The sequence below is a fragment of the Megasphaera sueciensis genome, from assembly GCF_050219315.1.
Classification (GTDB): Bacteria; Bacillota; Negativicutes; order Veillonellales; family Megasphaeraceae; genus Megasphaera_A; species Megasphaera_A sueciensis.
Window position 1 is genome coordinate 287,125 of record NZ_CP116939.1, and the last position, 20,811, is coordinate 307,935.

The following is a 20,811-nucleotide window of genomic DNA, read 5'->3' on the forward strand; positions in this document are numbered from 1 at the left end:
ATACACGTATGCTGGTATCAATTTCGACAAAATTTAAGCAAAAAAAACCTTTGAAAAATGGATTTTCACTCTTAGAGCTTTTGATTTGCGTATCTATTATGTTGGTGTTGGCAACTGTGGCTGTACCGAAATTTACTTCCGCAGGGAAAACAGCTAAAATTGCAAAAATTCAGACAGATATTCGTACTATTAGTACTGCGGCTGCTTTATATGAAGCAGAAAACGGCAAATTTCCTGAAACAGTGGAAATACTTGCTGCCAAAACAAATGGCAAAACCTATCTGCAATTTTTGCCTAAAGTTCCTGATGGTACGGCGTATTTGATAGATGAAGACGGTGTTGTGTCCGCTGTATATGAAGGAACTGCATATGATTCGAAATCCAATACGGAAGCCGTTAAAAGCTGACAGGTGATAGACGTTATGTGGATCTGCAGCATTGCTGGAATAATAGGCGGTCTGATATATATTCCTATTTATTATGTACTCATTCATTATCTGCCGGAAGAATGCCGGCAGAGCAAAATTTTTTATGTAATACTAGCGGGTATCGTTATCCTTTTTTTTATGACAATCCCGCTGTGGTGTTATTCTTGGCCGTCTTTTTTAGCTGCTGCCGGTTTTTCTATAAGCGCTGCTGTTATTATTACAACAGACTGGAGTTGCTGCTGGATTCCTGATGAACCGATTATGCTGTTGTTGATTATTGACGGGTTTATGTTGGCAGGGCAGCATATAATCATAAATACTATGGTTTGTGCTATTAGTTTGTTTTTCTACTTGGGAGTATATTTGTTTTTTCCGAAAGGAATAGGAAGCGGCGATATAAAATTAGCTGCAGCTCTTTGCTTGGGCTGTCCTGGTCAATCTGCTTATATTATGACTGTCGCCGCTTTTTTTTCAGCTGCAGCTGGAACCTTTATTTACCGACGATTTCGTCGAACCAACAGGATACCTTTTGGACCGTATCTGCTGATGGGATGGTGGTGTGCTTCTGTGATGGGCGGAGAATGTATAGAATGGCTTTTTTTCACATAAAAAATAACGGATACCTTCTTATAGAATTGCTTATTGCCATAAGTATTCTTATGACGTTGCTGTTTCTGGGAGTACCTGCTCTATCCTGGCATCGGCAATATTATGCTGTAGATGCTATGACGCGGGAAATCATTATGGATTTGCACCAGCTTCGCCAACAGGCGATAGGAAACGGCTTGGGGGGGATGGATGATTGGTGTTTATCTGTACGCGATCAAGAGTATCGTATTGTACAAAATGGGTATATCATTTATAAAAAACGACCTTTTTCAGATAGAGTATATATTCCTATCGAAGAATCAAGAAAGGATTTTCGATTTGATGTACAAGGAAGGCCTAAAGGAAAAAATATGCGGATCACAGTTCGTTCAGCAGATGACCGGTATGAAAGACGGATTATTATTGCCGCTCAGACAGGACGAATACGCGTTGAATAAAAAAAACGGATATATTCTTTCGGATTGTCTTATTGCTGTAGTACTGGGTGTGACTTTATTTGTACCTTCGTTGGTGCTTTTATCTAAAACCATTGTTACGTATCAAACCGCTCGAGGCATACAAACCATGGCTATGTATGGTCGTCTTGGCATGGAAGAAATGCGAAGTCTGGATGACGGTCAAACCTTTTTTGAAAAAAGGTTTGAACAACATGGGAATATATATGATATAAAAGGGTACTGCCGTAGTATTGATGACACGTACTGTCTGCATGAAATATGGGTGAGATGTCCAGATGAACAAGAATATCGTTTCAAAAGGTTGGAACGTAGAAAAAATACAAAATAACGGATTCATTATGCTGGAATTGATACTTGCTGTTTTATTGATTTCTGTCATATTAACTGCTTTTTTAACGGCATCAGCGCAACTATTTCGTAGCTACTATTTGCAGGCTGTTTATGAGGAGTTGTATCATCAGGGAAGCAGTATTGACGAAACACTCTATGTGGGGCTGCGGTTTGCTAGAGATATTGCCGTTACAAATAATACCGTGCGATTTACAAGTCCTGCTGGTCTGGCGACAGGGTTTACCGTACAAAACGGGATACTATTTCGCATTCTTGAAGATAATACACGACAGCCTCTTACCGGTAATAGTGGAATGGGGCAATGGCAGGATATTTATATAGTTTCGTCACAGCGTACCCCTTTCTTTTCTTCACAGGGACAAACCATACGAGTTGCATTACTATTACGTCATCGTAAAAGTAATCAAGAATGGCCTTGCTTTATATCTGTTGTTCCTTTGACAGCACAGTATGGGAAAGGCGCAAAGAACGATGCAGAATAAAAATGGTTTTATTACATTCTTTATACTGTGGTTAGGGCTTATCGTCGTATTTCTTGCCATTACGACTTCTTATCTGTCTCATTTGTATCTACAGCAGGCTTGCCGGTATTGGGATATGGTGACTGCAGCGTATTTGGCAGAGTCTGCACTTGTACAGAGCTGGGAGGAATTACAATTAATGGACTGGCAAGATATTCCTAACAGACGGGAAAAAACATGGGAGGATCCATATCATCTTACGGATGACGGACAAATGATGCGGGTCCGTTATGTAACGGAGAAAAGACAAAAACCGTATCGGGGAACCGTTACAGCTGTTGGCACGGTAAAAAGAACAATGGTAAGCAGAACCTGTTCTTTAACTTATGACATTGAAGTAATGGAAGACAAGAGACCTGTATTGACTATACGAAATATATCATATTAAGGAAGTGTGAAAATTGTGATATTGTTCCATAGAAAAAGAATTATTATTATGCCGTCTGAAAATTCGATTTACATGATATCGTATTATAGAAATTGGCATGGACGCTGCGTTATGACAGAAGTAGATGTATTTCCATGCAGTAGTCCCGACTGGTTTAAAAATAGTGAAAAAATTAGTATAGTTATTTCTCAATTATGTAAATCATATAAAGTACAACATTGTTACATTACCATTATATTGGGAGGAGATAAATTATTACTGAAGCGTATTCAGATTCCTTCGAAAAAACATGCGGCAGCTTTATCCGCTATGGAATGGGATGAAATTGTCAATGATAATGAGAGAAAGATTTTTGATGTTGCTTATAGCGGGACTGCAACAGATGGAATAAATCATTATTGGATGGCAGCTGTTTATCCGTATGATTTAATAATGGCTTTTTGCATAGCATTTAGACAGGAAGAAAATATAGTTGATAGGATAGATACGATGCCAAGTCTTTTAAGCCGATTTTATAGTGATTTGTCAGGCACGTTATATTGTCAAGCTGAAGCAGGTACTCATATTTGCGTATATGACCGGGGAATACTTAATGCGTATCGGTGGCATGATGGTATTCCCGGAGAATTTTTACAATGGATTGAGGATAATGGGGAACAAGATATGTTGTATCGGCCTTTGGTGAGAATAAAAGAACAATGGAATTTGCCTTATATACAGAAAGATTGTCAAAAAAAAATATCTGATTACCATTTACAGTATCCAACAGCGTTCTTTTTGCCATTATTATAGGAGGAAGTGATATGCATTTTAATTTACTTCCTCAGGAAGAACGCTGTTGTCGCTGGAAGCAGATAAAACACGATGTGCTTTTTTTGATATTTAGTATTATGTCGGTATCCGCTTTTTGTTTTGCTGTTGCCGGTACTATATTTTCTGCACAAGTTGATAGACAAAAAATATATTATACGGATCAGTTGCAGCCTGTTCAAACTTGGATTATACAGAATAACCGGATTTGTGAGCAAATCACACGGGAGGTTTCCGGCATACAAAAAAATAGCGCTGCCATATCCCCTTGGACATCCGTACTGGTTTGTCTGGCTGATACGAAACCGCATGATATAGAAGTCCGGTCCTTGCAAATTCGTCAAAAAAAACTTTGTGTTAATGCTGTTGCACTGCAAGTGCCGCAGGTACAAGGCTGGCAGAAAAAACTTCAGAAGACAGCACTATTTACGGCTGTTTCTGTTACCAGAATAAATCATAAAGAACCTAAGTCCATTGCTTTTGATTTAGAAATGGAGATAGCTGATGGTATATTTAAACCTGAAAATAACAAAATATAAATGTATAACGGTCCTTTGTTTGGTTTTATTTTTAACGAATGTAGGATTTATGTGGCGGTGCTTTTATTGGTACAACACAAGGTGTCTATGGAGAAAAACAATACAAAGTTTGGAAAATTCAGCTGGGATGATGTCATATACGGAAGTAAATGATGCAGCGTGGACAAGTAATTATACCGTTCAAAAAGAGCCGCCGCTAAATGTTTTGCAGAGAGAAGCTGAAAAATATGGTCTCTATCTCGAAACTATTCGTGTAAAGGAAGATCGTTCATATTTTTATGATATAGTATTGGAGGGGACTTATTACAGCCTTATATATTTTTTAAATGCAGTAGAAAAAGAAGCTCCTTGTATTAGAATAGAACTTCAATCTGTAGAAACAGGACAGGATAATTTAAAAATAAAAATGACCGCATATATTTTAAGCGGGGTATAAAAAGATAAATACATGACGCTTTTTTCTGCTTTTATTCAACCAGATCATAGGGAAGCAGAAAAAAGCGTTTTAATGATGTAATTATAAGAGAAAATTTGCTATAATTATAATATTAAGTATAAAAGCAGTATAGAGATAAAGGGAAATTCAAGAACGTAACGTTAGATATGAAGGAGGGACGGCAGTGAAACGGAATATAGTCCTTGTGGGAATGATGGGGAGTGGCAAGAGCCATATAGGCCGCAAGCTTGCAGCACGTCTCCAATGGCAATTTGTAGATACGGATCGTCGTATTGAACGATTTGTCGGAAAAAGCATTGCCGAATTTTACGCAGAGCAAGGTGAGGCGGCTTTTCGTGAACGCGAATTAAATGTATTGCAGCAGGTAAGCCGTTATCATGAGGCAATTATATCTTTTGGCGGTAATTTTCCTATGAGTTTGGAATTGTACCGTGTTTTGCATCGTTTTGGGTATATTGTAGCTTTGCAATCCGAGCCTTTTCGTGTGGAAGAGCGGGTTGGGCGTCATGTTGGCAAACGCCCGACCGTAGATTATGATCACTTGCATGAATTTGTCATGAAGATGATGGGGGAATGGCAGGAAATTTATCCGTATTGTGATTTTGTGGTGGATACAACAACTTTCAGTGCAGGACAGATTGTGGATAAAATTATTGAAAAAATAAAAGCGGATGAAATTGTATTTGCATCCCGTGTACCGAAGGAGGAATGAAGTGATGATTACTAAATTAGGAATATTAACAAGCGGCGGTGATGCACCCGGTATGAATCCGGCTATCCGCGGCGTTACACGGTATGCATTAGATAAGGGAATTGCTGTTGAAGGTATTTTACGCGGATATGAAGGACTGCTTCGTCAGGAAAGTATTTTGCTGGATCAGCGTTCTGTTGGAGAAATCATTCACCGGGGAGGAACTATGTTGCGGACTGCCCGCTGTGAATCCTTTATTCATGAAGATGCACAGCGGCAGGCTGTCGATTTTCTTCGTTCAAGGGAGATAGAAGCTCTTATTGTTGTTGGCGGCGACGGATCCATGAAAGGAGCGCAATGCTTAAGCCGATTGGGTATGCCGACTATAACTATTCCCGGTACAATTGATAATGACATGCCTGGTACAGAGTACACTCTGGGATTTGATACAGCTGTAAATACAGTATTGCAGTCCGTTAATAAAATCAGAGATACTGCTTATTCTCATGAACGGGTAGCCGTCGTGGAAGTTATGGGACGCCATGCTGGTTTTATTGCTCTTCACGCTGGAATGGCCTCCGGAGCAGAAGCTGTTCTCGTGCCGGAACATAATGTGTCGTTGGAAGATCTTTGCAATCGGCTGTATGAATCGCATAAGCATAAAAAACTCAGCAGCATTGTTATTGTTGCGGAAGGTGCTATGAGTGGTTCTGATGTGGTATCTTATATTAAGGAACACACGTATTTGGAACCTAGCTTAACCGTTCTTGGATATGTGCAGCGCGGAGGGGCTCCGACGGCATTAGATGCCATATTGGCAGGCCTTTTTGCACAAAAAGCCGTAGACTGCTTGTGCCAAGGTACCGTTAATGTAGTTATCGGACTTTTACAGAATCGGCTGGTAGCTACACCTTACACGGAAACAGACAGAATGCATTTTTCAATTGATGATAATATGTATAACTTACTGCATCAACTGGGAAAATAACTATATAAATGTGTATATCCGGCAGCGGGGCTTGGTAATGTAAATATATTAATTGACATTGTATAATAATGTATTTATAATAGAAATGTTGTTTGTTGGACTTTTTCATTTATATGAGGAGTGTTGTTCATGAGCTTTGATTTTAATCTAATTGTGCAATCTCTGCCACTTTTGCTGGGAGGTGCTCTTGTTACAATTGAGATTACGGCTATTGCCGTAAGTATCGGCTTTTTGCTTGGTTTGTTTGTTAGTATTTGCAGGTTATCAGGGGTAAAAATTGTTCAATTTATCGCTGTATCCTACGTCAATATTATTCGCGGTACACCTATGCTGGTTCAGATTTTCCTGATTTACTTTGCACTTCCTATGATTGTCGGACAGCGTATTGATCCTTTTGTTGCTGCCGTTGCTGCTTGTTCTATCAACAGCGGGGCTTACGTTTCAGAAATTTTCCGTGCAGGTATTCAATCGGTTGATAAAGGACAAATGGAAGCTGGACGGTCTCTGGGGTTATCTTGGGGACAGACGATGCAGTACGTTATTCTGCCGCAGGCTTTCAAACACGTTATTCCACCGCTAGGAAATGAATTTATTTCTATGACGAAGGAAACATCACTGGTATCGGTAATTGGCTTCGAAGAATTGACGCGCCGCGGGCAGCTTATTATTGCCAAAACATACGGATCCTTTGAAATATGGATCACTGTTGCTGCAATTTATCTTGTTATGACCTTTGGTATTGCCCGTTTAGTGAGTTATTTGGAACGGAGGTTTGCAACCGATGATAGAAATTAAGGATTTGAGAAAAAATTTTGGTTCCCTCCAGGTTCTCAAAGGTATTAATCTGACGATTCACGATAAAGAAGTGGTTGTTATTATTGGTCCTTCCGGTTCGGGAAAAAGTACGATACTTCGTTGTATAAATTATTTGGAACCACCGACTTCCGGCGAGATTTCTGTCGATGGGCTCAGTATGAATGATACTAAAAGTATTAATGCCATACGTATGGAAGTAGGGATGGTGTTCCAACGGTTTAATTTATTCCCGCATATGACGGTTCTTAATAATATTACACTGTCTCCTATCAAGACCCGCCATATTTCGCGGAAAGAAGCGGAAGAATCGGCGATTCAGCTGTTGCAGAAAGTGGGTCTTGAAGATAAAAAAGATGCATATCCTGAAATGTTGTCCGGTGGACAGCAGCAGCGTGTGGCGATTGCCAGAGCGCTGGCTATGAAACCTAAATTCATGTTGTTTGATGAACCGACATCTGCTTTGGATCCGGAAATGGTCCGTGAAGTTCTTGATGTTATTAAAGACCTGGCTAAAGAAGGCATGGCGATGGCTATTGTGACACATGAAATGGGATTTGCCAGGGAAGTGGCAGATCGTGTTTTATTTATTGATGAAGGCGTTATTATGGAAGAAGGAAAACCGGACGATTTGTTCTTTCATCCACAGGAGGAACGGACAAAATTATTTTTATCAAAAATATTGTAGGTATATTGGCACCCTTTCGGGTGCCTTTTACATTGACACTGCTTATTGTTTTTGATACAATTTATGTGTATTCAATGAATTAATACATCAACGGGGAGATGCAGGCATGAATATATGTTTATGGACTGGAGATATGCGGTTTATAAATTCATGCACTGGCAGTCTATCTAGATGAATACGTTCCCAAGGGTGATTTGTGTCACTTTTGGGTTTTTTATTTTCTAAGGAGGGATTGTTTTGAAAGTCGGATTGGTTATGGGAAGCGATTCAGATTTTCCCATTATGAAAAAAGCCTTGAATGTGTTCAAGGAATTTGATGTTGCATGTGAAGTACTGTTAGCTTCGGCGCATCGTACACCGGCGGTAGTTAAAGACTTTTCGGCGGGTGCAAGGGAACGCGGACTCAGCTGTATTATAGCCGGAGCAGGTGCTGCCGCGCATTTGCCGGGAGTCATTGCCAGTTTTACGACTTTACCTGTCATAGGAGTACCTATTGATGCGACAAGCTTGAAAGGAATGGACGCGTTACTGGCTATTGTGCAAATGCCATCCGGCATGCCTGTGGCAACTATGGCTATTAACGGTGCAAAAAATGCAGCATTATTCGCTATTCAGATTGGAGCTGCCAATGATCCGACCTTAGCTGCAAAATATAAAACGTATCGCGAAGATATGGCAGCACAGGTTATTGCTAAAAATAAAAAATTACAAGAGTCTTTAGAAAGTAATTAATAACAGGAGGGGCACATGTTATACGATCCGATTTGGGACAAACGGCATGAAGAATGTGGTGTACTGGGGATTTTAGATAAAAGTATGGATATTCCCCGGTATGTATACTGGGGGTTATTTGCTTTACAGCATCGCGGACAAGAAAGCGGTGGGATTGCTGTTTCCACGGATGACGGCATCAAAACATTTCGCGGTATGGGATTGGTAAGTAATGTTTTTGCTGATGGAGTTCCTGAGGTTGAAGGACACATCGGTATCGGCCATGTCCGCTATTCGACGACAGGGTCTAATAATCCGGCTAATATCCAACCTCTTACTGTCTATACTTCTAAAGGACAGGTTGCGCTGGCACATAATGGAAATTTGACGAATACGCGTACCTTGCGTACGGAGTTAGACGATGGGGGCGCTACGTTTCAGACGACAATGGATAGTGAAATTATTGTCAATTTGATTAGCCGCAGTCGTAAAGATACAGTAGAAGAACAAATCATGGAAAGCATGAACCGTATTCAAGGTGCATATGCACTTGTTATTATGACCAAGGATAAATTATTTGGCGTGCGTGATCCTTATGGATTCCGTCCGCTCTGCATAGGCCGGACAACTAACGGAGGCTGGGTGCTTTCGTCGGAAACTTGCGGCCTTGATGCCATCGGAGCTTCTTTTGTACGGGATGTTCAGCCCGGAGAAATGGTATCCATTACAGAAAGCGGTATTACATCTACGTTTTTTGCCAAAGCGGATCGCAAACAAATTTGTTCTTTTGAATATATTTACTTTGCTCGTCCCGATAGTGTTATTGACGGACAAGATGTATATCAGGCACGTCTTGCGATGGGACGTGAAATGGCTAAAGAAACACAGTATGATGCGGATCTTGTTATTTCTGTCCCGGACAGCGGCAATACAGCAGCTATCGGATATGCTATGGAATCGGGGATTCCTTTTAATCACGGACTTATCAAGAATCGGTATATGGGGCGTACCTTTATTAAACCGAATCAAAAGCAGCGGGAACTCGCTGTACGGATGAAATTAAATGTCGTCAAATCGGTTGTAAAGGGAAAACGCATCGTGATGGTGGATGATTCCATTGTCCGAGGTACGACCAGCGGCATTATCTGTAAATTGCTGCGTGAAGCAGGTGCGAAAGAAGTAAATATGTGTGTGTCTGCACCGCCTATCATGTATCCTTGCTTTTACGGCATTGATACATCAGTGCGCAAAGAACTTATTGCCGCGACGCTCAGTGTAGAAGAAATACGCAAGTTTATAGGTGTTGACCGACTCCATTTTATTTCTATAGAAGGGCTTTGCCGGGCCATTCCCGACATTCCGCGGGAGGATATGTGTCTGGCCTGCTTTAATAATGACTATCCGACGGACATTCCGGCGGCGAACGAGAAAGGAGAAAAATATGCTCTCGAAGTCAACAAGTGATAAAGGTTTGACCTATGCTGATGCTGGTGTAGATATTGATGCCGGAAATAAGGCTGTGGAATTGATGAAAGACTCTGTAAAAGCGACATATCGTCCGGAGGTTCTGGGTGATCTTGGCGGATTTGGCGGTCTTTTTTCTCTATGTGAATTTGGACTGAAGCAACCTGTTCTCGTAAGCGGCACGGATGGTGTAGGAACTAAGCTTCGTCTGGCCATTATGATGAATAAGCATGATACGGTAGGACAGGACTGTGTAGCCATGTCGATTAACGATGTGCTTGTACAGGGGGCGGAACCTCTATTCTTTCTTGATTACATTGCTGTCGGTAAGCTTGATCCGGTCCAGGTAGCGGCTATCGTCAAGGGAGTTGCACAGGCATGTGAAGAATCAGGTTGTGCACTTTTAGGCGGTGAAACCGCTGAAATGGCTGGATTTTATGCCAAAGATGACTATGATTTGGCTGGATTTGGCGTCGGTATTGTCGATCGCAGCAAACTTATTACCGGTGAAAAGCTGACAGCGGGTGATGTCCTTATCGGGCTTCCTTCGACGGGTATTCATTCCAATGGATTTTCTCTGGTTCGTAAAATTGTTTTTGACCGCCAAAAATTAGATTTGCAGGAATATATGGATGAACTTCATATGCCGCTTGGAGAATGCCTGCTTACACCTACCCGGTTGTATCCGAAACCATGTTTGCCGATTATCCGTAATTTCGATGTAAAAGGTATGGTGCATATTACTGGCGGCGGTTTCTATGAAAATATTCCCCGCGTTTTCCCTAAGGGGAAAAAACTGGGTGTGGAAATTGATGTGACAGCTTGGCCGCAGCTTCCTATTTTTGGACTGCTTCAAAAGTGGGGCGGTGTGGATGACCGTGAAATGTATCGCACCTTTAACATGGGTATCGGCATGATCATGATGGTTGCAAAGGAAGATGCCGATGCGGTAATGGCTGATTTGGCAAAACGTAATGAAAAGGCATATTATATCGGCACTGTTGTGGAATCCGATGTTCCGGTTCGGTTGCGGGGAGGCGCTTTCGATGACTAAGCGTATGGCTATTTTTGCTTCTGGCCGCGGATCAAATGCTGAAGCACTTTACGATGCAATCAAAGCGGGTAAAATTAATGCTGAAATCGTTGTTCTTGTCAGTGATATTCCTGATGCGCCTGTGTTGGAAAAAGCTGAAAAATGGAATATTCCTGCAATTATTGCCGATCGTAAGCAATTTTCTTCCAAAGAGGAATTTGAAGATTTTATACTAGACCAAATTAAACCGTATCAGCCTGATTTGATAGCACTGGCCGGTTTTATGCGTCTTTTGAGCGGACGTTTTATTTCTCATTACGAAAATCGCATTATTAATATTCATCCGGCACTGCTTCCGTCCTTTAAGGGACTTCATGCACAACGTCAAGCTGTAGAGGCAGGAGTCAAAGTGGCAGGCTGTACCGTGCATTTTGTAGAAGCGGATATGGATGCCGGTCCCATTATTGCGCAGACGGTTGTTCCGGTTATGGAAGATGATACGGCAGATACATTGGCGGCGCGTATACTTACAGTGGAACATCCTACTTTTGTAAAGGCCGTAGCACTGTTTTGTGAAGACAAGCTCGAAATTAACGGGCGGGTAGTACGTGGAGCAATAGACAAAGGAGCGATATGACAATGAAGGTAAAACGCGCGCTTGTAAGCGTATCAGATAAAACAGGAGTTGTTGCATTAGGCAAAGCTTTGGCCGATATGGGAATTGAGATTATTTCCACAGGAGGTACCATGCATGCTCTCAAAGAAGCAGGTGTTCCGGTTATGGCGGTTCAGGACGTTACGGGTTTTCCGGAAATGATGGGGGGGCGTGTTAAAACGCTGCATCCTAAAATTCATGGAGGCATCTTGGCAATCCGTGATAATCCGGATCATGTACAGGCTATGAAGGAACATGGCATTGTTGGTATTGATCTTGTTGTTGTCAATTTGTATCCTTTTCAGCAAACGATTGCTAAACCGGGAGTTACCCTTGCTGAAGCCATTGAAAATATTGATATAGGCGGTCCTTGCATGGTTCGTGCTTCGGCCAAAAATAATAAATATGTAGCTATTGTTACAAATCCGGAAAAATATGATGAAATTATCTCCCTTCTTAAAAAGAATGGAGAATTTACGGATGAATATCGACTGGAACTAGCACAGGAAGCATTTCATCATACGGCTGTTTATGACACCGCAATCGCTGCATATCTTGCCAAGCAGATTGGCAAGAAGGAGGCATAATATGAAGGTAGCGGTTATTGGCAGCGGGGGTCGTGAACATACACTCGTATGGAAATTGGCACAAAGTCCCAAAGTAGAAGAACTATATGCTATTCCCGGTAGTGCTGTCATGGAGAATATGGCTATTTGTGTGCCGATTCAGGTATCAGATCTTAATGGGATTACGGATTATTGCAAAATGCAGCATGTTGATATGGTGGTGGTGGGTCCCGAAGTCCCTTTGACGCAGGGATTGACAGATATTTGTGAACAAGCCGGGATTGCTGTATTCGGTCCTAACAAGGATGCGGCCCAATTGGAAGGGTCTAAGGTATTTGCTAAGGATCTTATGAAAAAATACCATGTTCCGACAGCGGCGTATGCTTCTTTTGAACATGGCGAAGATGCCAAGGAATATATCCGGGAACAAGGTGCTCCGATTGTTGTTAAAGCCGATGGATTGGCTGCTGGCAAAGGTGTAGTAGTCGCATCAACCGTAAAAGAAGCGGTGGATGCTGTTAATGCGATTATGGAAGATAGAGTTTTTGGCGAAGCCGGCGGAAAAATTGTCATTGAAGAATGCATGATAGGAGAAGAAGCTAGTCTTCTTGCCTTTGTTGATGGGAAAACGATCGTACCTATGATTGCCGCACAAGACCATAAACGTATTTTTGATAAGGACAAGGGTCCTAATACGGGTGGTATGGGAGCGTATGCTCCGGCACCGGTATTGACCGCAAAATTGCAAAAAGAAGTGGAGCAAAAAATCCTGAATCCCGTGGTACAAGGCTTGGCGCAGGAAGGCATCACATATAAGGGCTGTTTATATGCCGGACTTATGATAACGGCAGAAGGGCCTAAGGTTGTTGAATTCAACTGCCGTTTCGGTGATCCGGAAACACAGGCTGTATTACCGTTGTTGGATAGTGATTTAGCAGATATTATGTATGCCTGCGCAAAGGGAAAACTCGAACCGTCCATGGTAAAATGGAAAAATGCATTTTCTTGCTGTGTTATCATGGCATCCAAAGGATATCCAGCCTCTTCTCATAAAGGGGATATCATTTCCGGTCTTGGAAACGTAGAGAAAGAAAATGTTGTTGTATTCCACTCTGGAACGGTAAAGCGGGATGCTGCATTTCAAACAAACGGCGGCCGTGTTCTTGGTGTGACAGCGGTAGCAGAAACCTTGCCGATGGCCATTCGGAAAGCATATGCAAATGTGGAACATATATCTTTTTGCGGTATGCAATACAGAAAAGATATAGGGGCTAAAGGGTTGCGGCACTTAAAGTAAATACGATTATAAGCTATGAGAGCTGCCTTCTATCATATGAGGCAGCTTTTATTACAGGAGGGATATACATGGAATATCGGATTGAAAAAGATTCAATGGGTGAAATCAAAGTACCGTCGGATAAATTGTGGGGAGCGCAGACACAGCGCAGTTTTGAAAACTTTCGTATTGGAACGGAAAAAATTCCGTTGGAAATGGTAGGTGTTTTCGGCTATTTAAAAAAAGCAGCCGCTGTGGTTAATGAAGAATTAGGAGAGATTGATACGGATCGGGCGAATGCCATTATCGCTGCTTGTGATGAAGTGCAGATGCATAAATTAGACGATCATTTCCCGCTTTCTGTATGGATGACAGGCAGTGGAACACAATTTAATATGAATGTAAATGAAGTAGTAGCACACCGTGCGATGCAGCTGTTGCAGTCGAAAGGGAAAAAAATTAAAATTCATCCCAACGACCATGTCAATCATTCCCAAAGTTCCAATGATATTTTTCCTACAGCGCTTCATGTAGCCGGTGTATTACTGATTAAACAACAATTGTTTCCTGCTATGGATGCATTGTATGCGACATTGCAGGCTAAATCGGAAGAATACAAAGATATTGTGAAAATAGGACGTACACATTTGCAAGATGCAACTCCGCTGACATTGGGACAAGAATTTTCCGGCTGGACCCGCATGATTTCAAGAAATAAGGAAATGATTACATTGGGCATTGATTTCTTGCGTGATCTGGGTATGGGAGGAACAGCTGTCGGAACAGGTATTAATTGTCCGGAAGGGTTTGACTATAAGGTAGCGGAACAAATCAGCCGTCTTACAGGAGAAGAGTTTCACACGGCACCTAATAAATTTCACTCTCTTTCCAGTAAAGATGAACTTGTTGTAGTGCACGGCATGCTTAAAGCGTTAGCGGCGGATCTAATGAAAATTGCCAATGATGTCCGCTGGCTGGCCAGCGGTCCGCGCTGCGGCATTGGGGAAATCACGATTCCTGAAAATGAACCGGGAAGTTCGATTATGCCGTCCAAAGTCAATCCGACACAGTGTGAAGCGGTGACGATGGCAGCGGTCCAGGTAATGGGAAATGATGCGACTATGGGAATTGCCGCTAGTCAGGGAAACTTTCAGCTTAATGTATTCATGCCGGTTATAGCCTATAATCTGATCCAATCGATCCGGCTTTTAAGTGACTGCATGCATTCTTTTAACGATCATTGTGTAAAAGGCATACAGCCGAATTATAAAAAAATTGATTATAATCTGCATCAATCGCTGATATTAGTTACAGGACTTGTTCCGCTTGTCGGATATGATAAAGCCTGTTCTATTGCCAAAAAAGCAGCAAAAGAAGGATTGACACTGCGCGAATCGGCAGTTGCTACCGGTTGGGTTACACAAGAGGAATTTGATGCACATATGAATCCATCGCAATTGGCAGGCATTAAAAAAGACGATCAATAGAGGAAAAAAATATGTTCCTTTACTACTTTAATAGGAAGTGAAACAATATGTTTTATAGTAAAAAAATGACAATGGTTGCGACGGTTTGTTTTATCATGACTGTTTCCGGTACGGTTCTGGCAACCCCTGCGGCATCTTCGGAATCGGTCAAAGTGGGTCAACAAACAGAAATACAGGCAACACAGCAGGAGCTTGCCAAAGAAGAAATGATGAGCCTTCTTTGGATGCGTTCGGCAGCGGAGTACAGAGCGCTTTGCTATCAAGGCTATAATACAGCTATGGCGCAGGTGGATACTGCATTGGCCGATCCCGCCCGCAAAGGAAAACCGTTGGCGATCGTCCTTGATTGTGATGAAACCGTGGTGGATAATATTGGCGGCATGAGTGAAAGTGCCGCTGCTGGGAATGGTTTGTATACCAGCGCTTGGTGGCGGGACTGGATTCATGAGGCGCGTTCCGGGGCTATGCCGGGAGCGGCAAAATTTCTTAATGAAGTACATCGGAAGGGCGTTTCTATCTTTTATGTATCGAATCGATTTGCCCATATCAATTATGCGGCAACTGTGAAAAATTTGAAAGGATTGAATTTTCCCTCGGTAGATAGAGAACATGTACTGTTAATGACGAATACAACAGATAAACAACCGCGATTTGATTCGGTAGCGGCTAAGTATGATGTGATTGTCTATATGGGAGATAATGCCGGTGATTTACCGTTGTATACCGATGGTACATCTATGGTGCAGCGCAATAAGATCATTGATGAACATCAGGCTGATTTTGGCATAAAATATATCGTATTTCCTAATCCGGCTTACGGTAGCTGGGTCGGTGCTATGGCTAAAGGGTATTTTTCTCTGACACCGCAGGAACGGGAACAGGTAAATCGTTCTATTCTGCTTAAAAAAGTAACTATGAATTAATCTGCAGCATAAAAAAACAGGCCTCGTAAAAAGGCCTGTTTTTTTATGTTGTTATAGTATTATTTTCCTTCGTAATAATACCGCGTCCACATAGTAACTTCTGAAAGAGAAGGGTGGGGCGTCATAGATTCTCCTATCGTTATAACCGAATGAGGATCTAGATTTCTTGTTAATTTTTTATGACGCAGCATTTTTACGGTAGGGGAAGCGATTTCCTCATGGAGCACTTCCACAGTACGCTGTCCGCAGCTGAGAAGATTGATGAAGGGCTGGAGGAGTATAGAGGCTTGCGGTCCGATGATGTGAACTCCTAATATGTTTTTTGTTTTTTTGTCGATCACAAGTTTTACGAAGCCATCGTTGGCGTCACCTGGTTCGTAACCCAGAGCATACCCTTTGGCGGAAGCTGAAAAATGATTGACGGCAATATCGATTTCATAGTTTGCATTACGTGCCTGTTTTTCCGTCAGTCCTACATGAGCAGCTTCCGGATAGGTATAAGTTACAGCCGGAACCGTTTCATACTGAGCCCAGCGCCATGTATCCGGTTCGTTTCCTGAAAAAATATTGTGTGCAATAATTTCTGCTTCGTAATTGGCTTTGTGACGGAAGGGTGCCAGACCGTTTACATCGCCGAGTGCCCAGATATCTTCGGCACTTGTTTCAAGAAATTCATTGGTGTTTATATATCCGCGCTTATCCAGCGAGATGTCCGTGTGTTCCAGATGAAGCAGATCGGTCATAGGCACAATGCCGGGAGCAATAAGAATTTCCTGAGCCGATACTTCTTGTTCTTCTCCGGTAGTACGATTGCGGAAGGAAAGAACTTTTTTATCTTTTTCCATATGTACAGACACTGTATCTTGATTGAGAAAGACTTGAATGCCATACCGGTGAAAAGCATCCAGAATATATTGCGAGATAGCTTCATCTTCTTTTGGCAGCAGACGGACATTGTGCTGCACAATAGTTACTTTTGTTCCGGCAGCATCAAATACATGGGCAAATTCACAGCCGATAGGACCGCCCCCCACGATGATAAGACTTTTATAAGGTTGTTGCGGATACTTGGCACCGAATAAGGATTCGGATGTAACATAACCTGCTTCCTCCAAACCGGGAAGAACCGGGATGTTGGTGCGGGCACCAGTACCGAGAATGATTTTGCTGCCGCTGATTTCAGCCGCTGAACCATCATTCATTTCAATATGGAGAGACTTTTTATCGGTAAAAGAAGCAGTTCCTTCATAAATATCGATGGCAGGCATAGCTGCATAATACTCTTTGACGGCACGACTTTCGTCTACTTTGTGCCATAAACGTTTGGAAACAACCTGCCAGTCCATACGGACATGATCAGAAAGAACGCCGATTTGAGAAGCTTCGCGAAATTCTCGTATATAATTAGCCGCTGTTACCATGATTTTTGTGGGGATACAGCCGCGGTTGAGACAGGTACCGCCGAATCGTCCTCTTTCAATGATCGCGATTTTTAAGCCTTGGCGGGCGGCAGCATCAGCGACGATGTTGGCAGCCCCTGTGCCGATGATGATGACATCATAATTTTCCATAGTGATTCTCCTTTCTATACAATTTTAGTATACCTTAATGGATGGATATTTTACAAGGCATCCATAGCGATTTATTATACTCTTTTAGCAAGGGACAGAAACGGTTAGTACGGTCTTTTCGACATATAAAGTGAATTACATATGCAGGTAGAAAGCTGTCGGCTCTAAATGCTTTACATCAGCAGAGGGATAGTGTATAATACATATGTCGTACGGGTGCCAGGTGTGTCGAAGACTCCGACGCTCACTTAGCATTTTGCGAATATTAGTTTATTGGAGGAAACAACTATGTTAAATGTAGAAGAAAAGAAAGAACTTATTGCCAAATATGGCGCAAATGAAAATGATACGGGATCTCCGGAAGTGCAGGTAGCTCTTTTGACCAGTCGCATTATCTATTTAACGGAACATCTTCGCAGTCACAAAAAGGATCATGCGTCTCGCCGCGGTTTGTTGAAACTCGTAGGTCAGCGCCGCAACCTGTTGGAATACTTGAAAAAGCATGATTTAAACCGGTATCGCGCAATTATCGAAAAACTGAACTTGCGTAAATAATCTTGCCCATTTAAGGCCGATGCATATGCATCGGCCTTTTTCGCTGATTTTGTTGATAAAGAATTATTTTATTACCGGAGAAAAGATAAAAGGCCTATAATTTACTTTCATATAAACTTATTTAATGGTAAAATTATAATGTTAAGATTAAAATTTTGAATGGATTAGAGGAGGAATTGGAATGGAAAAAGTATTCCAAATGGATTTCGCCGGCCGCCCGCTGATTATTGAAACGGGGAAGTTGGCAAAACAGGCCAGCGGTGCTGCTTTGGTACGATATGGCGATACAGCAGTACTTGTTACAGCTACTGGTTCAAAGGAAGCAAGACCGGATGCGGATTTTTTCCCGTTAACCGTTGATTATGAAGAAAAAATGTATTCCGTAGGGAAAATTCCCGGCGGCTTTATTAAACGAGAAGGGAAACCGCCTGAATCGGCTACGTTATTTGCCCGCCTTATAGACCGCCCGATTCGCCCGCTGTTCCCCAAGACATATCGTCATGATGTCCATGTGGTTGCCTATGATATGTGTGTAGACCCGGACAATGCGCCGGAAGTAGCAGCCATGATCGGAGCTTCCGTATCGTTGGCTATGTCCCATCTGCCTTGGGCGGGTCCGATTGCCGGCGTTCGTGTCGGCCGTGTGGACGGTCAGTTTGTGGCCAATCCGACAGTGGCACAGAGCGAAGTCAGTGATATGGATATTGTGGTAGCCGGTACGAAGGATGCTATCCTCATGGTAGAAGGGGGAGCCAAACAAGTTCCGGAAGCAGATATTCTGGATGCCATCATGTTTGCCCATGAAGAAATAAAAAAGGTTGTTGAATTCCAAAATAGTTTTCTTGATGAAATCAGCGTTCCTAAACAGGAATTCGTAGAAGCGGAACCGGATGCAGATATTGTAGAAGCTGTCCATGCGTATGGTGAAATTGCTATGAAGGAAGCTATCTGCGATGCGGATAAAATGGCTCGTGAAGAAAAAATGAATGCCGTAGAAGCTGATATTTATGAACATTTTGCAGATATCTATCCGGATAATGAAAAGGATATTGCTGAAGTTACTCAGAAAATGATTAAGGAAATTGTTCGCCACATGATCGCCGTAGATAAGATTCGTCCCGATGGACGACGTGTGGATGAAGTTCGTCCTGTCAGCTGTGAAGTGGGCCTTTTCAAACGGACTCATGGTACGGGATTATTTACACGTGGACAGACTCAGGTATTGAGTATTGCTACGATGGCACCGCTGTCCGAAGCACAGCATATCGATGGGGTAGGTACGGAAACAGAACGCCGTTATATGCATCATTATAATTTCCCGTCGTTCTGCGTGGGGGAAACTAAGTCCTCCCGTGGACCGGGGCGTCGGGAAATCGGTCACGGCAAATTAGCCGAACGGGCACTGGCACAGGTTATGCCGACGGAAGAAGAATTTCCGTATGCTGTCCGCGTTGTATCGGAAGTTCTTGAATCGAATGGCTCCAGTTCCATGGGTAGTGTATGCGGCAGTACCTTGGCGCTGATGGATGCAGGAGTTCCTATTCAGGCTCCCGTTGCCGGTGTGGCCATGGGGCTCGTTACCAAGGGAAATGATTTTACTATCCTGACGGATATTCAAGGAATGGAAGATGCACTGGGCGATATGGACTTTAAAGTAGCGGGGACCATGAAGGGCGTTACCGCTATTCAGATGGATATCAAAATCAAAGGTCTCAGCCGTGAAATACTGCAGCAGGCATTGAAACAGGCTCATGAAGGTCGTATCTTTATTATGGGCAAGATGCTTGAAGCGATTCCGGAATCAAGAAAAGAAATGTCGCCGTATGCACCGCGTATTATCACCATGCATATTGATCCGGATAAAATCCGCGATGTTATTGGACCTGGCGGCAAAATCATTAAAAAGATCACAGAAGAAACAGGCGCTAAGATTGACATTGATGATACGGGTGTTATATATATCGCATCAGTCGATGCAGAAGGCGGTTTAAAGGCACAGGATTGGGTGGAACGTCTGACCAAGGATGTCGAAGTCGGCAAAACATATGTAGGAAAAGTAACTCGAATCATGGCCTTTGGCGCTTTCGTGGAGGTACTGCCGGGGAAAGAAGGGTTAGTCCACATCTCTCAGCTTGCCAAAGAACGGGTGGAAAAAGTCGAAGATGTAGTAAATATCGGCGATGAAATCATGGTAAAATGTGTGGAAATCGACAGTCAAGGTCGTATCAATCTATCCCGCAAGGCGTTGCTGCCGGGATGCGAAAATGAAGATACTTCTTCTTTTCACCGTGATCGCGACCGCGGTCCCCGCAATAATCATAGTCCCCGCGGTAATCGGGAACACCGTGACAGGAAGTAAGGTGTGAAATATGGAAGAAAGAGGATTTGAAATTGTAACGGCGTATGTCGGAAAGCATATTCATCTGCCTGTCCGCAAGACAGCGACAAGTGCGGGCTACGATATAGAAGCAGCGGAAGATACAGTCCTTGCTCCGCAGGCCGTAACTATTGTACCGACAGGATTGAAAGCCTACATGGAAGCCGATGAATATTTGGCAATTCATATCCGTTCGGGTATTTCCATTAAGAACGGACTGATGCTTGTCAACAGCGTGGGTGTCATCGACAGCGACTATTACAATAATCCCGATAATGAAGGCCATATTATGATCGCCTATTACAATACTCAGTCTAAACCCTTTTCTATCACAAAAGGCGAACGTATTGGACAGGGAATATTTGTAAAATATTTGATTACGTGCGATGATCAGGCACAAGGCAGCCGTATTGGCGGTTTTGGCAGTACTGGGTTGCGGTAAGGAGCAAATA

General features: G+C 42.6%; 25 protein-coding genes. 24 read left to right on the plus strand and 1 reads right to left on the minus strand.

Annotated elements, in window-relative coordinates:
* The first annotated feature begins 8 nt into the window (after positions 1-8).
* The 21 genes from NXG62_RS01410 to NXG62_RS01510 all read left to right on the plus strand — a co-directional run bounded on the left by NXG62_RS01410 (position 9) and on the right by NXG62_RS01510 (position 15,856).
* Entirely contained in the window at positions 9-407 is a 399-nt protein-coding gene (locus NXG62_RS01410) for a competence type IV pilus major pilin ComGC (RefSeq protein WP_427113270.1), read from the plus strand.
* A gap of 15 nt (positions 408-422) precedes the next feature.
* Complete coding sequence (locus tag NXG62_RS01415; RefSeq protein WP_427113271.1) at positions 423-1,037, plus strand: prepilin peptidase; 615 nt, start codon at positions 423-425, stop codon at positions 1,035-1,037.
* The gene (locus NXG62_RS01420; RefSeq protein ID WP_427113272.1) at positions 1,019-1,474 is read left to right on the plus strand and encodes a pilus assembly FimT family protein; all 456 of its coding nucleotides are present in this window, start codon (positions 1,019-1,021) and stop codon (positions 1,472-1,474) included. The genes NXG62_RS01415 and NXG62_RS01420 overlap by 19 nt, the downstream gene beginning before the upstream one ends.
* Positions 1,467-1,823 (plus strand): hypothetical protein, encoded by a 357-nt coding sequence (locus NXG62_RS01425; RefSeq protein WP_427113273.1) that lies wholly within the window; start codon positions 1,467-1,469, stop codon positions 1,821-1,823. Before NXG62_RS01420 ends, NXG62_RS01425 begins: the two co-directional genes overlap by 8 nt.
* Positions 1,771-2,328 (plus strand): pilus assembly FimT family protein, encoded by a 558-nt coding sequence (locus NXG62_RS01430; RefSeq protein ID WP_427113274.1) that lies wholly within the window; start codon positions 1,771-1,773, stop codon positions 2,326-2,328. Before NXG62_RS01425 ends, NXG62_RS01430 begins: the two co-directional genes overlap by 53 nt.
* Positions 2,318-2,755, plus strand: coding sequence for a hypothetical protein (locus NXG62_RS01435; RefSeq protein WP_427113275.1), 438 nt, complete (start codon positions 2,318-2,320; stop codon positions 2,753-2,755). Before NXG62_RS01430 ends, NXG62_RS01435 begins: the two co-directional genes overlap by 11 nt.
* 111 nt (positions 2,756-2,866) lie before the next feature.
* Positions 2,867-3,547, plus strand: coding sequence for a hypothetical protein (locus NXG62_RS01440; RefSeq protein ID WP_427113276.1), 681 nt, complete (start codon positions 2,867-2,869; stop codon positions 3,545-3,547).
* A gap of 11 nt (positions 3,548-3,558) precedes the next feature.
* The gene (locus NXG62_RS01445; RefSeq protein WP_427113277.1) at positions 3,559-4,104 is read left to right on the plus strand and encodes a hypothetical protein; all 546 of its coding nucleotides are present in this window, start codon (positions 3,559-3,561) and stop codon (positions 4,102-4,104) included.
* 127 nt (positions 4,105-4,231) lie between these two features.
* Entirely contained in the window at positions 4,232-4,540 is a 309-nt protein-coding gene (locus tag NXG62_RS01450) for a hypothetical protein (RefSeq protein ID WP_427113278.1), read from the plus strand.
* 184 nt (positions 4,541-4,724) lie between these two features.
* Positions 4,725-5,273, plus strand: coding sequence for a shikimate kinase (locus NXG62_RS01455; protein WP_427113279.1), 549 nt, complete (start codon positions 4,725-4,727; stop codon positions 5,271-5,273).
* A gap of 4 nt (positions 5,274-5,277) precedes the next feature.
* On the plus strand, positions 5,278-6,240 hold the full coding sequence (pfkA, locus tag NXG62_RS01460; RefSeq protein ID WP_427113280.1) for a 6-phosphofructokinase: 963 nt from the start codon (positions 5,278-5,280) through the stop codon (positions 6,238-6,240).
* A gap of 129 nt (positions 6,241-6,369) precedes the next feature.
* Complete coding sequence (locus NXG62_RS01465) at positions 6,370-7,035, plus strand: amino acid ABC transporter permease (RefSeq protein ID WP_427113281.1); 666 nt, start codon at positions 6,370-6,372, stop codon at positions 7,033-7,035.
* Complete coding sequence (locus NXG62_RS01470) at positions 7,022-7,741, plus strand: amino acid ABC transporter ATP-binding protein (RefSeq protein WP_091649238.1); 720 nt, start codon at positions 7,022-7,024, stop codon at positions 7,739-7,741. The genes NXG62_RS01465 and NXG62_RS01470 overlap by 14 nt, the downstream gene beginning before the upstream one ends.
* A gap of 237 nt (positions 7,742-7,978) precedes the next feature.
* The gene (purE, locus tag NXG62_RS01475) at positions 7,979-8,473 is read left to right on the plus strand and encodes a 5-(carboxyamino)imidazole ribonucleotide mutase (protein ID WP_427113282.1); all 495 of its coding nucleotides are present in this window, start codon (positions 7,979-7,981) and stop codon (positions 8,471-8,473) included.
* Between the two features lie 15 nt (positions 8,474-8,488).
* A complete protein-coding gene (purF, locus tag NXG62_RS01480; protein WP_427113283.1) occupies positions 8,489-9,916 on the plus strand; it encodes an amidophosphoribosyltransferase in 1,428 nt (475 codons plus the stop codon).
* Positions 9,894-10,970, plus strand: coding sequence for a phosphoribosylformylglycinamidine cyclo-ligase (gene purM, locus NXG62_RS01485; RefSeq protein ID WP_427113284.1), 1,077 nt, complete (start codon positions 9,894-9,896; stop codon positions 10,968-10,970). Before purF ends, purM begins: the two co-directional genes overlap by 23 nt.
* The gene (gene purN, locus NXG62_RS01490; RefSeq protein ID WP_427113285.1) at positions 10,963-11,586 is read left to right on the plus strand and encodes a phosphoribosylglycinamide formyltransferase; all 624 of its coding nucleotides are present in this window, start codon (positions 10,963-10,965) and stop codon (positions 11,584-11,586) included. Before purM ends, purN begins: the two co-directional genes overlap by 8 nt.
* A gap of 2 nt (positions 11,587-11,588) precedes the next feature.
* Positions 11,589-12,191 carry an IMP cyclohydrolase gene (locus NXG62_RS01495; RefSeq protein WP_427113286.1) on the plus strand — a complete coding sequence of 201 codons (603 nt, stop codon included), beginning with the start codon at positions 11,589-11,591 and terminating at the stop codon, positions 12,189-12,191.
* Position 12,192: 1 nt separating this feature from the next.
* Positions 12,193-13,467 (plus strand): phosphoribosylamine--glycine ligase, encoded by a 1,275-nt coding sequence (gene purD / locus NXG62_RS01500; protein ID WP_427113287.1) that lies wholly within the window; start codon positions 12,193-12,195, stop codon positions 13,465-13,467.
* 68 nt (positions 13,468-13,535) lie between these two features.
* Positions 13,536-14,933 (plus strand): class II fumarate hydratase, encoded by a 1,398-nt coding sequence (gene fumC, locus NXG62_RS01505; protein ID WP_427113288.1) that lies wholly within the window; start codon positions 13,536-13,538, stop codon positions 14,931-14,933.
* Between the two features lie 47 nt (positions 14,934-14,980).
* Positions 14,981-15,856: a 5'-nucleotidase, lipoprotein e(P4) family gene (locus NXG62_RS01510; protein WP_427113289.1), complete on the plus strand. Its 876-nt coding sequence runs from the start codon at positions 14,981-14,983 to the stop codon at positions 15,854-15,856.
* 59 nt (positions 15,857-15,915) lie between these two features.
* On the opposite strand, the gene NXG62_RS01515 is transcribed toward NXG62_RS01510, so the two are convergent.
* Positions 15,916-17,427: a dihydrolipoyl dehydrogenase family protein gene (locus NXG62_RS01515; RefSeq protein ID WP_427113290.1), complete on the minus strand. Its 1,512-nt coding sequence runs from the start codon at positions 17,425-17,427 to the stop codon at positions 15,916-15,918.
* Positions 17,428-17,715: 288 nt separating this feature from the next.
* Here NXG62_RS01515 and rpsO point away from each other — a divergent pair, with 288 nt between their 5' ends.
* From rpsO to dut, 3 genes are all read left to right on the plus strand, one after another.
* Positions 17,716-17,982 (plus strand): 30S ribosomal protein S15, encoded by a 267-nt coding sequence (rpsO, locus tag NXG62_RS01520; RefSeq protein ID WP_091649210.1) that lies wholly within the window; start codon positions 17,716-17,718, stop codon positions 17,980-17,982.
* Between the two features lie 181 nt (positions 17,983-18,163).
* Positions 18,164-20,341, plus strand: coding sequence for a polyribonucleotide nucleotidyltransferase (locus tag NXG62_RS01525; RefSeq protein WP_427113291.1), 2,178 nt, complete (start codon positions 18,164-18,166; stop codon positions 20,339-20,341).
* A 10-nt stretch (positions 20,342-20,351) separates the two neighbouring features.
* On the plus strand, positions 20,352-20,801 hold the full coding sequence (gene dut, locus NXG62_RS01530) for a dUTP diphosphatase (protein ID WP_427113292.1): 450 nt from the start codon (positions 20,352-20,354) through the stop codon (positions 20,799-20,801).
* Positions 20,802-20,811: the final 10 nt, after the last annotated feature.

Bases quoted from the DNA above. Each gene is read 5' to 3' on its own strand.
- NXG62_RS01410 (WP_427113270.1), top strand. From the start codon at position 9: ATGCTGGTATCAATTTCGACAAAATTTAAGCAAAAAAAACCTTTGAAA.
- NXG62_RS01415 (WP_427113271.1), top strand. From the start codon at position 423: ATGTGGATCTGCAGCATTGCTGGAATAATAGGCGGTCTGATATATATT.
- NXG62_RS01420 (WP_427113272.1), top strand. From the start codon at position 1,019: ATGGCTTTTTTTCACATAAAAAATAACGGATACCTTCTTATAGAATTG.
- NXG62_RS01430 (WP_427113274.1), top strand. From the start codon at position 1,771: ATGAACAAGAATATCGTTTCAAAAGGTTGGAACGTAGAAAAAATACAA.
- NXG62_RS01435 (WP_427113275.1), top strand. From the start codon at position 2,318: ATGCAGAATAAAAATGGTTTTATTACATTCTTTATACTGTGGTTAGGG.
- NXG62_RS01440 (WP_427113276.1), top strand. From the start codon at position 2,867: ATGACAGAAGTAGATGTATTTCCATGCAGTAGTCCCGACTGGTTTAAA.
- NXG62_RS01445 (WP_427113277.1), top strand. From the start codon at position 3,559: ATGCATTTTAATTTACTTCCTCAGGAAGAACGCTGTTGTCGCTGGAAG.
- NXG62_RS01450 (WP_427113278.1), top strand. From the start codon at position 4,232: ATGATGTCATATACGGAAGTAAATGATGCAGCGTGGACAAGTAATTAT.
- pfkA (WP_427113280.1), top strand. From the start codon at position 5,278: ATGATTACTAAATTAGGAATATTAACAAGCGGCGGTGATGCACCCGGT.
- NXG62_RS01465 (WP_427113281.1), top strand. From the start codon at position 6,370: ATGAGCTTTGATTTTAATCTAATTGTGCAATCTCTGCCACTTTTGCTG.
- NXG62_RS01470 (WP_091649238.1), top strand. From the start codon at position 7,022: ATGATAGAAATTAAGGATTTGAGAAAAAATTTTGGTTCCCTCCAGGTT.
- purF (WP_427113283.1), top strand. From the start codon at position 8,489: ATGTTATACGATCCGATTTGGGACAAACGGCATGAAGAATGTGGTGTA.
- purM (WP_427113284.1), top strand. From the start codon at position 9,894: ATGCTCTCGAAGTCAACAAGTGATAAAGGTTTGACCTATGCTGATGCT.
- purN (WP_427113285.1), top strand. From the start codon at position 10,963: ATGACTAAGCGTATGGCTATTTTTGCTTCTGGCCGCGGATCAAATGCT.
- NXG62_RS01495 (WP_427113286.1), top strand. From the start codon at position 11,589: ATGAAGGTAAAACGCGCGCTTGTAAGCGTATCAGATAAAACAGGAGTT.
- purD (WP_427113287.1), top strand. From the start codon at position 12,193: ATGAAGGTAGCGGTTATTGGCAGCGGGGGTCGTGAACATACACTCGTA.
- fumC (WP_427113288.1), top strand. From the start codon at position 13,536: ATGGAATATCGGATTGAAAAAGATTCAATGGGTGAAATCAAAGTACCG.
- NXG62_RS01510 (WP_427113289.1), top strand. From the start codon at position 14,981: ATGTTTTATAGTAAAAAAATGACAATGGTTGCGACGGTTTGTTTTATC.
- NXG62_RS01515 (WP_427113290.1), bottom strand. From the start codon at position 17,427: ATGGAAAATTATGATGTCATCATCATCGGCACAGGGGCTGCCAACATC.
- rpsO (WP_091649210.1), top strand. From the start codon at position 17,716: ATGTTAAATGTAGAAGAAAAGAAAGAACTTATTGCCAAATATGGCGCA.
- NXG62_RS01525 (WP_427113291.1), top strand. From the start codon at position 18,164: ATGGAAAAAGTATTCCAAATGGATTTCGCCGGCCGCCCGCTGATTATT.
- dut (WP_427113292.1), top strand. From the start codon at position 20,352: ATGGAAGAAAGAGGATTTGAAATTGTAACGGCGTATGTCGGAAAGCAT.